Origin of the sequence: Flavobacterium psychraquaticum, assembly GCF_034497725.1 — a bacterium.
GTDB lineage: Bacteria > Bacteroidota > Bacteroidia > Flavobacteriales > Flavobacteriaceae > Flavobacterium > Flavobacterium psychraquaticum.
On sequence record NZ_JAXKVR010000026.1, the window covers coordinates 93044 to 106395 of the forward strand.

10 protein-coding genes are annotated in these 13352 nt (G+C 32.2%); all 10 read left to right on the top strand.

The features are described from left to right. Positions 1–10: 10 nt before the first annotated feature. The 10 genes from T1L09_RS05470 to hisH all read left to right on the top strand — a co-directional run bounded on the left by T1L09_RS05470 (position 11) and on the right by hisH (position 13303). Positions 11–673, top strand: a complete 663-nt coding sequence (locus tag T1L09_RS05470; protein ID WP_322549946.1) for a response regulator transcription factor — start codon at positions 11–13, stop codon at positions 671–673. Beyond that, a complete protein-coding gene (locus T1L09_RS05475) occupies positions 666–2066 on the top strand; it encodes a sensor histidine kinase (protein ID WP_322549947.1) in 1401 nt (466 codons plus the stop codon). Before T1L09_RS05470 ends, T1L09_RS05475 begins: the two co-directional genes overlap by 8 nt. 97 nt (positions 2067–2163) lie before the next feature. After that, on the top strand, positions 2164–2541 hold the full coding sequence (locus tag T1L09_RS05480) for a hypothetical protein (RefSeq protein WP_322549948.1): 378 nt from the start codon (positions 2164–2166) through the stop codon (positions 2539–2541). A gap of 99 nt (positions 2542–2640) precedes the next feature. Next, positions 2641–6975: a CusA/CzcA family heavy metal efflux RND transporter gene (locus T1L09_RS05485; RefSeq protein WP_322549949.1), complete on the top strand. Its 4335-nt coding sequence runs from the start codon at positions 2641–2643 to the stop codon at positions 6973–6975. A 4-nt stretch (positions 6976–6979) separates the two neighbouring features. Further along, on the top strand, positions 6980–8098 hold the full coding sequence (locus T1L09_RS05490; protein ID WP_322549950.1) for an efflux RND transporter periplasmic adaptor subunit: 1119 nt from the start codon (positions 6980–6982) through the stop codon (positions 8096–8098). 272 nt (positions 8099–8370) lie between these two features. Further along, positions 8371–9228 (top strand): ATP phosphoribosyltransferase, encoded by an 858-nt coding sequence (gene hisG / locus T1L09_RS05495; protein WP_322549951.1) that lies wholly within the window; start codon positions 8371–8373, stop codon positions 9226–9228. A 29-nt stretch (positions 9229–9257) separates the two neighbouring features. Further along, positions 9258–10538, top strand: a complete 1281-nt coding sequence (hisD, locus tag T1L09_RS05500; RefSeq protein WP_322549952.1) for a histidinol dehydrogenase — start codon at positions 9258–9260, stop codon at positions 10536–10538. 2 nt (positions 10539–10540) lie between these two features. After that, the gene (gene hisC / locus T1L09_RS05505) at positions 10541–11608 is read left to right on the top strand and encodes a histidinol-phosphate transaminase (RefSeq protein ID WP_322549953.1); all 1068 of its coding nucleotides are present in this window, start codon (positions 10541–10543) and stop codon (positions 11606–11608) included. Next, positions 11583–12722 carry a bifunctional histidinol-phosphatase/imidazoleglycerol-phosphate dehydratase HisB gene (gene hisB, locus T1L09_RS05510; RefSeq protein ID WP_322549954.1) on the top strand — a complete coding sequence of 380 codons (1140 nt, stop codon included), beginning with the start codon at positions 11583–11585 and terminating at the stop codon, positions 12720–12722. The genes hisC and hisB overlap by 26 nt, the downstream gene beginning before the upstream one ends. Next, on the top strand, positions 12722–13303 hold the full coding sequence (gene hisH, locus T1L09_RS05515) for an imidazole glycerol phosphate synthase subunit HisH (RefSeq protein WP_322549955.1): 582 nt from the start codon (positions 12722–12724) through the stop codon (positions 13301–13303). Before hisB ends, hisH begins: the two co-directional genes overlap by 1 nt. Positions 13304–13352: the final 49 nt, after the last annotated feature.

Below are 13352 nucleotides of genomic sequence, written 5' to 3' on the forward strand. Positions count from 1 at the left end.
ACTAATTGCTATGCACATTCTAATAGTTGAAGATGAAAAAGGAATTGTCGATTTTCTAAAACAAGGTTTAGAAGAAGAAGGTTATACCGTTTCTACAGCTTTTAATGGGAAAGATGGTTTAGAGAAGGCGAAATCTTTAAAAGTCGATTTAATTCTTTTGGATTGGATGCTTCCAAATTTGACTGGAATTGAAGTATGCAAAGCAATTAGAAAGCAAAATATATTGACACCAATCATTTTTTTAACTGCAAAAGACACCGTTCAAGAAACGATTGAAGGTTTAAAAGCGGGTGCAAATGATTACATCAAAAAGCCATTTTCATTTGAAGAATTGCTGGAACGTATAAAAATTCACTTCCGATCGAAAGACGAAACAAAGATTTTAACTTTAGGAACAATCAAATTAGACAAATCAAAATTTCAGGTTTTCGTAGATAACAAAGAAGTTGCTTTAACCCAACGCGAATTTGAATTATTAGAATATTTGATCAAAAACAAAGGCAAAGTTTGCACGAGAAATAAAATTATTGAAGACGTTTGGAACATTCATTTCGAGTATGATACCGGAGTTATTGACGTATTTATGAACGCGATTCGAAAAAAACTAAATTTAACGAAGGAACAAGAATTAATAAAAACTATTAGAGGAGTAGGATATATCGCAAATGACTAAATATTTATCATTTTCATTCAAAAATAGAATCGCTTTTAACTACATTGTCAGTAGTTCAATTCTGATTGCTGTCGTTTTTCTATTTATATATAACATTGTGAAATACAGTGTAAATCTTCACGTAAATGGCGAACTTCAAGAAGAATTATTGACGCATTTAGATGATGTTTCTTTTGATAAAAACGATGCTTATATTGTTCAAATGGAGCAGTGGCGGGAACGCGAACATAATGCTATAAATGTGAATCCTGTTTTTGTTGAATTTTACGATGCTGAGCGTAAATTAATTGATAAATCACCAAACTTAAATAATTCAAAGCTTTCTCTTTTTGATAATTCAGAAAATGATAAATACCTTAATTCCACTCTAAACGGAATTCCAGTTAGACAAACTCAGAAGGCACTTGTTAATAATGATAAAATCGTTGGATATCTAGTTGTCGCTATGTCTTTAGAAGATTTTGAAATTGTTTTAATTCTGAAAAACATTCTATTGGTAACGTTCCCATTAATATTAATTGTATTGTTTTTAATCGCAAGATTCTTTGCAGGGAGAAGTATTAATCCTGTAAAAACAATAATTGATACTTCATCTAAAATCACAAGAGATAATCTGCAAACACGAATTCCATTGCCTGCAAATAAAGATGAATTATATGTTTTATCGGAGAATATCAACAATCTTTTAGATCGAGTAGAAAGTGCAATTGAGCGTGAAAAACAGTTTACTTCTGATGCTTCGCACGAATTGAGAACGCCATTAGCCGTCATAAAAGGAACAATGGAAGTTTTGATTAGAAAGCCCAGAAATCAAGAGGAATACGAAGAAAAAATCAATTTTTGTATTACAGAAGTGGATCGTTTGAATCATTTGGTCGACCAATTATTACTTTTAGCAAGATTCGAAAATCAGAAACAAAACATCAAAAATGAATCTATTTATCTGAATGCTTTAGTCTTAGATAATTTAGCACGTTATTCTGATAAAATTAAAAGTAAGCAAATTACAATTGAAACTAATTTTAAAGATGATTTTTATGTGAATTCCGACAATTATTTGCTTTCGATAGTTATTGGAAATTTAATTTCAAATGCGGTTAAATATTCGAATGATAATGGTAAAATCGGTATTTCTTTGCAGCAAGAAAATAGTAAGGTTTCCTTTTCAATTTCAGATACTGGAATTGGAATTTCAAAAGTTGATTTAGAAAAAATATTTAATTCATTTTACCGTTCGGATGCTACGAATCATACTAATATAAAAGGTACAGGATTAGGACTTTCCATCTTAAAACGCCTCTGCAACCTTTTAAAAATTGAAGTTTCAGTAACTAGCGAGCAAAATGAAGGAAGTGAATTCAAATTAAGCTTCTCTTTAGCCGAACTTAAGTAATTCTTAAGAGTTTTCCGATATTTTTGTGTTAATTTTGATAAAAATAGTAAAGCTACAATAAAGTAATACTTTGCTATATTTTCATTAAATTTGTCTTATGAATAAATTAGTCACATTTTTTTTAATAACCGTATTTTTGTGTGCAAACACATCAATAGGAGAGTTGTTGAAAGTGCCTAATTTAGTAGAACATTACAAACAACACATTCAACAAGCTTCAAATTCTTCTGCTTCATTTGTTGATTTCATCAAAGATCATTATGCTAAAAACACGGATAACGATTTAGACGAACATCAAAATTTACCTTTTAAAACGTTTGATCATACGTCAAATGTATTGTTTGTGTTTCCAATTTCACACTTTAAATTGGAAACTGAAAAAGTTGCTATTGTAACGAATGAAACATTTGTTTATAAAAATTCGTTCAAGTCGAACTTGTTTACTTCCATTTGGCTTCCGCCTAAAATAGCCTAACATATTAATCGTTTAAAATTCAAACGATTGCTTTAGTAATGTCCGTATTTATCTAATAAACAGATAAATGCTATTTATTAATTTTATTATTTTAATAAAATGTTAGAAAAAATTATCGCTTTTAGTTTAAAAAACAAACTAATCGTTTTACTATTTACATTAGGAATTTTCGGATTTGGATTGTTTTCCATTTTTCAAATTTCCATTGGTGCTGTGCCTGATATTACGAATAATCAAGTGCAAGTAATCACTACTTCAGCAAATTTATCAACACAAGATATTGAGCAATATATTACGTATCCTGTGGAAATTGAAATGGCTAATTTACCTGGAGTGGTAGAAATTCGTTCCATTTCGAAATTCGGTTTATCCGTAGTTACTATTGTTTTTAATGAAGAAATTGGAACTTATCTTCCAAGACAATTAATTGCCGAAAAGATAAAATCAGCCTCCGAAAAAATTCCAGCAGGGTTTGGAACACCAGAAATGGGACCAATTACAACCGGTTTGGGAGAAATCTATCAATATACGCTAGAAGTTAAGCCCGAATTTAAAGACAATTATACCGTTACCGACTTACGAACCATTCAAGATTGGGTTGTAAAAAGACAATTATCAGGAATCAAAGGGGTTGTTGAAATTAATACTTGGGGTGGTTATCTAAAACAATATGAAGTTGCTATAAATTCCGCAAGTTTAAAAGCGATGAATATCAATACAACTGATGTTTTCAAAGCTTTAGAAAATAACAACAGTATTGCCGGCGGAGCTTATATCGAAAAGGTAAATCAGAGTTATTTTATTCGTGGAGAAGGAAAAGTAACTTCGTTAGAAGACATTGAAAACATCGTAGTTAATAACAATTCCGGAACGCCAATTTATATAAAAAATATTGCCGAAGTGAAATTTGGTCACGCCAATCGTTTTGGAGCAATTACTGGAAATGGTGAAGGAGAGAAGGTTTTAGGTCAAGTTATGATGTTAAAAGGAGGAAACTCTAAACAAGTAATTGACGATGTAAAACATAGAGTTACTGAAATTGAAAAAACCTTACCAGAAGGCGTTTATATCAATGGTTTTTTAGAACGAAGTGAATTAGTAGGAAAAACAACATTTACAGTAGCTGAAAACTTAATTTTAGGTTGTTTAATCGTGATTTTTGTTGTTGTTTTATTATTAGGAAATTGGCGTTCAGGCTTAGTAGTTGCTTCCGTAATTCCGTTGTGTTTGCTTTTTGCGATTTCATTTATGAATATTTTCCATATCGATGCCAATCTAATGAGTTTAGGTGCAATTGATTTTGGAATTATAATCGATGGAGCCGTAATTATTGTCGAGTTTATAGCCTTTCAAATCGCCCATAAATCGAAACATTTAGTCGGATTATCCAGAGAAGACCAACAAATTCAAATTGATGAAATCACCTATAAAAGTGCTTCTAAAATGATGAATTCGGCCATTTTCGGTCAATTAATCATCTTAATTGTATTTATTCCGATTTTATCACTTTCTGGAGTAGAAGGAAAGATGTTTAAACCAATGGCAATGACATTTAGTTTTGCATTATTAGGTGCTATGTTGCTTTGTTTTACTTATGTTCCTGTAGTTTCTTCACTTTTTTTAAAACCAAAAGAAGAAAATCCGAAATCAATTTCAAACCGATTAATTGCTAAATTAAATGCACTTTATTTCCCTGTAATCAATTGGGCGTTGCATCATACTAAAAAAGTATTATACGGAGCAGTAGCATTATTCATTATCACTATTGGTGTTTTCACAACAATGGGAGGCGAATTTATTCCGACATTAGATGAGGGCGATTTCGTAATTCAACCTGTTTTAAAAACGGGAACTTCCTTGAGTAAAACTATTGAAATTACTACAAATATTGAAAAAATAATTCTTAAAAACTTTCCAGAAGTTTCTCAAGTGGTCAGTAGAATTGGTGCCGCAGAAGTGCCAACAGATCCAATGAGTATGGAAGAAAGTGATGTAATCGTTAAGTTAAAACCAAAATCAGAATGGGTTTCTGCTAAAAATAAAGATGATTTAGCCGATAAAATGAAAATTGCTATCGAGAAGAAAATTCCAAATATGGAAATCGAATTTACGCAACCTATCGAAATGCGATTTAACGAATTAATTTCGGGTTCGCGTTCAGATATTGCTGTGAAAGTTTTTGGAGAGGATTTAGAAATTTTAGCGAAAAAAGCAACTGAAATTGAAAAAGCAATAAAAAATGTGGAGGGAGCTTCAGACATAATTATTGAAAAAACAGAAGGTTTACCTCAAATGGTTGTTAATTATGACAGAAGTAAAGTGGCAAGATATGGTTTAAATATTTCCGATTTAAATGATGCAATCGCACTCGGTTTTGCAGGAAAAACAGTTGGAAATGTATTTGAAGGCGAAAAACGTTTTGATATGGTGGTTCGTTTGAAGCAAGAAAATCGGGAAGATATTGAAGATTTACGTAATTTATATGTGGCAACTCCAAATGGCGAACAAATTCCATTACGCGAATTGGCAAGCATTAAATATACAGAAGGTCCAGCGAAAATTTCTAGAGATGATACCAACCGCAGAATTGTTGTTGGAATTAACGTAAGAAACCGTGATTTACAAAGTGTTGTCGACGATGTAAAGAAGATTATCGATACAAAAATTAAAATGCCTAATGGTTACAGAGTAACTTATGGTGGACAATTTGAAAATTTAGAAAGTGCTAAGGCGAGATTACTAATCGCGGTTCCAGTTGCATTATTTTTGATATTTATCTTGTTGTATTTTGCTTTTGGCTCAATAAAAGAAGCTTTAATGGTTTATTCTGCGATTCCATTATCTGCTGTCGGAGGAATTTTGTTTCTTTGGATTAGAGATTTACCTTTTAGTATTTCAGCAGGAGTAGGGTTTATCGCCCTTTTCGGAATTGCAGTATTAAACGGAATCGTACTAATTGAGCATTTTAAAGAATTGAAACACCAAGGAATGAAAGATATGAATGAATTAATTTTAAAAGGAACAGCAGACCGACTAAGACCTGTTTTGTTAACCGCTTCGGCCGCCGCTTTGGGCTTTTTACCAATGGCAATTTCGTCATCGGCAGGAGCAGAAGTACAGCGTCCGTTAGCAACAGTAGTAATTGGAGGATTATTTACCGCAACAATTTTAACCTTGCTAGTTTTACCGGTTTTATTTAAAGTATTTGAAGAAAAACAATTAAAAAAACTTCAATCTAAAAATGCACTGAATAAAACGCTCCTTCTTTTATTTTTATTAGGATCAAGTTTTGGATTTGCTCAGAATGACAATCCAGAATTAGAAGAGCTTGTGTCGAAAGGAATTCAAAATAATAAAGGAATTAAATCTGGACAATTGCAGGTTGATAAATCGAAAGCTTCAATCAAAACAGCTTATGATTTTGAAAAGACAAATGTTTATTACAGTTATGATCAGAATAATTTAGCTGTTAATGATCAACCTTTAAAAGTATTTGGTGTGCAACAAAATTTCTCATTTCCTACAGTTTACGGTGCACAGAAAAAAGTGAATTCGGCCGTTTATGAAAAGGAAAAATCAGGTTTTGAAATTCAAAAAAACAAGCTTTCTTTAGAAATTTCAAAGACGTATTATCAAATCGTGTATTTGCAACATCAAGAGAAATCGTATACTTATTTAGATAGTTTATACCAAAATTTCACGAAAGCAAGTGATAGAAGATTTGAATTAGGAGAAACAAATTATTTAGAAAAAATTACAGCTCAAGCTAAATTCTATCAGATTAGATTGAAATTAAAACAATTGGAAAATGAGAAAATTAAACAATATGAAATTCTAAATTCATTAGTACAATCGGATGAAAAAATTTTGATCAAAACTACGAAACTTGAACCTTTATATAATTTGACTAATAATTTAAATAAAGAACTATATAATGCATATTTTGAGAGCATTACTAATACTTATAAAAGTAAAATTAAACGTGAAAATCAAAATTGGCTACCTGATTTGAATCTAGAATATTTCCAAGGGAAAAACACAGGAATATCACAATCTTTATACGGATTTCAAGTTGGCGTTGCTGTTCCGTTATTCTTCTCTGGAAATGTATCAAAATCAAAAGTTGCCAAATTAGAATTGCAATCCTGGGAACAACAAAAACTAGAGGAAGAACAAAAAATAGCCACTTATATTAAAGTTGCTAGCACTACTTTAGACCAACATTTACAAGCCATAAAGTATTATAATGAATATGGTTCAAAGTTAGTAACCGAAATTATTAAAGTGGGCGATATGAGTTACAAACACGGGGAAATCGACTTTTTTCAATACATTCTCAGTTTAGAAAATGCTACTACAATTCAAATGGAATATTTAGATGCATTAATAGAATATAACGGAACACAACTAGACTTACAATACCTAAATTATTAATAAGATGCTTAAAAAATATATACTATTAGCCGTTTTTTCACTTGTTATTTTTTCTTGTAAAAATAAAGAACAAGAGGAAGTTGCAACCGTTGACGAAAATATAATTATGGTTACTAAAGAGCAGTTTTCTTCTTCTAATATGAAGATTGAAACACCAATGGAACAAGATTTTGATGTGACTATAAAAACATCTGGAAAAATAGATGTGCCGCCACAATATCGTGCAAAAGTTACCCCGTTTTTAGGCGGTTATGTAAAGAATACAAAACTTTTAGTTGGCGATAGAGTTGTAAAGGGTCAAGCCTTAATTACATTAGAAAACACCGAGTATTTAGATTTACAAAAAGATTATTTAGAATTAGCCGAAAAGCTAACGTATTTAAAATCAGAATTTGAACGTCAGAAAACTTTGTTTGATGAGAAAATTTCTTCGCAGAAAAATTATCTTAAAGCAGAAAGTGATTACAAAAGTAGCCGTGGAATGTATCAAGGTTTAAAAGAAAAATTAGCACTTTTAAACATCAATCCAGCAAGCGTTGAAAGAGGGAATTTCACTTCACAAATTACGTTAACAGCACCTATTTCGGGTGATATAACCGTTATGAATGCTAATGTTGGAATGTTTATGTCGCCATCGGATGTTGTCTTAGAAATTGTAGATACCAACTATTTAAACTTAAATTTATCCATTTTTGAAAAGGATATTTTAAATGTGAAAGAAGGACAAAAAATTACTTTTTCAATACCAGAATCCAGCAAAGAAGTATTTACTTCAAAGGTTCATAAAGTTGGAAAATCTATTGAAAATAAAGACCGTACAATTCCTGTTTTTGGCGAATTGAATGCAGCTGACAAAGCTAAACTGCTTTCAGGAATGTTCGTCGAAGCCAATATAATCACGGCATCTAAGAAAGGTTTTGGAGTGCCATCGGAAGCTGTTATTTTAGAAGACAACAAAACATTTGTATTGGTAGTAACGGATGATAAAAACGACCTAATTTTCAAAAAAGTAGCAGTTACTTTAGGTGAAAAAACAGAAGGGTTTTCTGAAATCATTCTTTCTTCAAGCATCAATAAAAATACTAAAATTTTAACTAAAGGAGTTTTTGATCTAACAAATTAATTCTAGCTTAAACAAAACATAAAATTTTAAAACATTTTGTTTATTCGAAAAAATAGTTGTTACATTTGCAAAGTTAAAAATAACAATAGAACAATGTTTACAACTAATTTACATCATAACCATCATTTAAACCAAGCTCAAGCTAGGCAATGATGTTTTTGTGTAATAACCCAAAATAATTATAAACCCGTTTGAGTACATCAAACGGGTTTTTTGTTGGAAAACATTTTAAAACTTTTTTGGTGTACTTTTTTAAAAAATTAAAATAAAAAATGAACACCTTAAAAATTGCTATCCAAAAATCAGGTCGGTTACACGATGAAAGTATTCAACTTTTAAAAGACTGCGGTATCTCTGTTTACAACGGAAACGATCAATTAAAAGTAACTGCTTCCAATTTCCCATTAGAAGTTTATTATTTAAGAAATTCTGATATTCCTCAATATTTGATTGATGGCGTTGTAGATATCGCAATTGTGGGCGATAATCTGTTAGTCGAAAAAGCGCAAAATATTGTTGTTGCCGAACGATTAGGCTTTTCAAAATGTAAAGTTTCAGTGGCCGTTCCAAAGAATTTCGAGTATAATTCAATTCAAGATTTAAATGGATTACGCGTCGCAACATCTTATCCAAAAACAGTAATCGATTTCTTTTCTGCTAAAGGAATTTCAGTGGATATTCATCAAATTTCAGGTTCGGTTGAAATTGCTCCGAATATTGGCCTATCCAATGCCATTGTTGATATCGTTTCTAGCGGAAGCACTCTATTTAAAAATGGATTGAAAGAAGTGGAAGTTATTCTAAAAAGCGAAGCGGTTTTAGCGGTTTCTCCTCAAATTTCAGCCGATGTAAACGCCTTAGTTGCCAAACTTCAATTCCGAATGCAATCGGTTTTACGTTCTAGAAAATCGAAATATATTTTAATGAATGTTCCAAATGATAAAATTACGGAAATCAGTAGAATTTTACCCGTTTTGAAAAGTCCAACAGTTATGCCATTAGCCGAAGAAGGTTGGAGTAGCGTACATTCTGTTATTGACGAAGAACAATTTTGGGAAGTTATCGATCAATTAAAAGAAGCTGGTGCCGAAGGTATTCTGGTTTGTCCAATAGAAAAAATGGTTTTGTAATTATAAAACAACTAAAAAAGACATTTAAAATGAATAAAATATACAATCCACAACCCGAAACTTGGGCTACAATTTGCAAAAGACCCACGAAATCTTTCACCGATGTTGAAGAAACGGTAAAACAAATTTTCAAAGAAGTACAAACTAAAGGCGATCAAGCCATCATCAAATACGCTTCTTTTTTCGATAATGTAAATTTGCAAGCTCTGGAAGTAACCGCTCAAGAAATAGCTTCAGCAAAAAACGAAATTTCTTTAGAGTTAAAAGAAGCCATTCAATTGGCCAAATCGAATATCTACAACTTTCACAAAGCACAAAAAACAGAAAAAATTGAAATTGAAACTACAGTTGGCGTAACTTGTTGGCAAGAAAAACGAGCAATCCAAAAAGTTGGTTTGTATATTCCTGGCGGAACTGCTCCTTTGTTTTCAACGGTTTTGATGTTGGCAATTCCGGCAAAAATTGCGGGTTGCAAAGAAATTGTAATGTGTACGCCTCCCGATAAAAACGGAAATATCAATCCCGCAATTTTGTACACGACAGAATTATGTGGCGTGACTAAAATATATAAAGTTGGCGGAATTCAAGCCATTGCCGGAATGACATTTGGAACGGAAACACTTCCGAAAGTATATAAAATTTTCGGACCAGGAAATCAATTTGTTACGATTGCTAAACAATATGCTTCGCAAAATGGCGTTGCAATTGATATGCCAGCCGGTCCAAGTGAATTATTAGTTTATGCAGATGAAACTGCCAATCCAAAATTCGTGGCTTCTGATTTATTGAGTCAAGCCGAACACGGAAAAGACAGTCAAGTAATTTTGGTTACGACCAATAAAAACATCTTAAATGACGTTGAAGAAGAAGTGTACAAGCAACTAAAAGTCTTACCAAGACAGGAAATCGCTCAAGTTGCTATCAACAATTCGAAGTTAATTTATGTAGAAACCGAGCAAACGGCTTTGGATTTAATTAACGAATATGGTCCAGAACATTTTATTGTTTGTTCTAAAAATGAAGCTTTTTTTGTAAACCAAATTGAAAATGCAGGTTCGGTTTTCATCGGAAATTATACACCAGAAAGTGCAGGAGATTATGCTTCTGGAACCAATCACACCTTGCCAACAAATGGATATTCAAAAAGTTATAGCGGTGTAAATTTAGACAGTTTCTTAAAAGCAATGACATTTCAGAAAATTACGCAAGAAGGCATACAAAATATTGGAAAAGCCATTGAAGTTATGGCAGAAGCAGAAGGCCTACAAGCGCACAAAAATGCAGTTACATTACGTTTAAATCAGAAATAATTATGACGAATTTTAATTTAGAAGCCATAACTCGGGCTAACGTAAAAAGTATTAAGCCTTATTCTTCCGCAAGAGATGAATTCGACAATGCTACTTTAAATATGATTTATTTGGATGCCAATGAAAATCCGTTTTCTAACGGAATGAATCGTTATCCTGATCCGCAACAAAAAGAATTGAAGTTAATAATATCCGACAAAAATAACGTTCCAAAAGAGTCCATTTTATTAGGAAATGGAAGTGACGAAGTCTTAGATTTGGTTTACCGAGCGTTTTGCGAACCCAATAAAGACAACATCATCACGTTGCCACCAACTTACGGAATGTATGAAGTTTTAGCTTCCGTTAATGCAGTTGAAAACAGAGAAGTGCTATTGAATGAGGATTTTCAACCTAATGTTGATGCGATTTTAAATGCAGTCGATGAAAATACGAAAATTATCTTTCTATGTTCACCAAATAATCCAACAGGAAACTCTTTTACGGATTCTTCTGTAATTAAAATCTTGAATAGTTTTAACGGATTAGTAGTTTTAGACGAAGCCTATATCGATTTTTCGGAAGATCAGAGTTGGTTGAGTGTGTTGAGTGATTTTCCAAATTTAATTATCACACAAACGCTTTCAAAAGCTTATGCAATGGCAGGTTTACGCATCGGAATTTTGTATTCTTCCAAAGAAATTATTACCGTTTTAAATAAGATAAAACCTCCTTACAACATCAACGGTTTGTCGCAAGAAACTGCAGTTAAAAAGCTTTTGCAAAGTACAATGCCAGCTCAAGTAAAGAAAATAATTACCGAAAGAAAGAAGTTGATTGAATTGCTTGAAACTTGCGAATTTGTTGAAAAAATATATCCTTCAGATGCCAATTTTATATTGATAAGAGTAGATGATGCCAGTTTTAGATACAAACAATTTTTAGAAAATGGAGTAGTGGTTAGAAACAGAAGTAATCAGCCTTTGTGCGAAAACTGCTTACGAATTAGCATCGGAACAAAAGAAGAAAACGAACAAGTATTTGAATTAATAAAATCCATAAACAATGTCCAAAAAAGTATTATTTATTGATAGAGACGGCACTTTAGTGTTAGAACCCGAAAATTATCAATTAGACAGTTTATCCAAATTAGAGTTTTATCCGAAAGCTTTTCAATATATGAGTAAAATCGCTCAAGAATTAGATTTCGAACTGGTAATGGTAACAAATCAAGATGGTTTAGGAACTTCAAGTTTTCCCGAAGATACTTTTTGGCCAACTCAAAATTTTATTTTGAAAGCTTTTGAAAATGAATCAGTTAAGTTTGAAGAAATATTTATAGATCGAAGTTTTCCGGAAGAAAATGCACCAACCCGAAAGCCTAGAACTGGAATGTTAACCAAATATTTGAACAATTCGGATTATGATTTGGCTAATTCTTATGTGATTGGTGACCGAATTACCGATGTGGAATTAGCTAAAAACTTAGGTTCAAAAGCAATTTTTATCAAAAATGAAGCCGATTTAGGTGGAAGCGAAATTAGTGCTTCAGCTGAAGAATTACAAAATGTAATCGCTTTACAAACAACAGACTGGAAACAGATTTATGAATTCTTAAAGTTAGACGAAAGAACCGCTTCAATCACAAGAAAAACCAATGAAACGGATATTTTTATCCAATTGAATTTAGACGGAACAGGAAAAAGTAACATCGACACGGGAATTTCATTTTTCGATCATATGTTGGATCAAATCGCTCGTCACGGACAAATGGATTTAGACATTCAAGTCAAAGGGGATTTAGAAGTCGACGAACACCACACAATTGAAGACACGGCAATTGCACTTGGAGAAGTGTTTGCAACCGCTTTAGGAAATAAATTAGGAATTGAACGCTACGGATTTTCCTTACCAATGGACGATTGTTTAGCACAAGTCGCGATTGATTTTGGAGGAAGAAATTGGTTGGTTTGGGAAACCGAATTCAAACGCGAAATGATCGGAAAAATGCCAACTGAAATGTTTTTTCACTTCTTCAAATCGTTTACAGACGGTGCAAAAGCCAATTTAAACATCAAATGTGAAGGAACAAACGAACACCACAAAATTGAAGCGATTTTTAAAGCCTTTGCAAAAGCTATAAAAGTTGCCGTAAAACGCGATACCGAGAAAATGATTTTACCATCCACAAAAGGAATGCTATAATGAAGATTGCAATTATAGATTACGGAGCCGGAAATATTCAAAGTATCCAATTTGCTTTAGAACGTTTGGGTTTTGAAGGGATTTTGACAAATGATGTTACAATGATTCAATCCGCTGATAAAGTAATTTTTCCAGGTGTTGGCGAGGCGAGTAGTGCTATGAAAAAACTAAAAGCTTCCGGTTTGGCAGAAATTATTCCTAATTTAAAGCAACCAGTTTTAGGAATTTGCCTAGGAATGCAGTTGATGTGCAATAGTTCGGAAGAAGGAAATACCAAAGGTTTAGGAATTTTTGATGTTAACGTTCAACGCTTTTCAAATGCTGTAAAAGTGCCCCAAATGGGCTGGAATACCATTACAAATTTGAAGACCGACTTATTTAAAAACACCAAAGAAAATGAATATATGTATTTGGTTCATAGTTATTACGCACCGAAATGTGCTGAAATGATTGCTTCAACCAATTACGAATTCGAATATGCAAGTGCTTTACAAAAAAACAACTTTTACGGCGTTCAGTTTCATCCCGAAAAAAGTGGAAAAGCAGGTGAACAAATTTTAAAAAACTTTTTAATACTATAATTAAGATAGCAACACAGATTTTAAAAATTTTAGAAATTTATCCAATCTG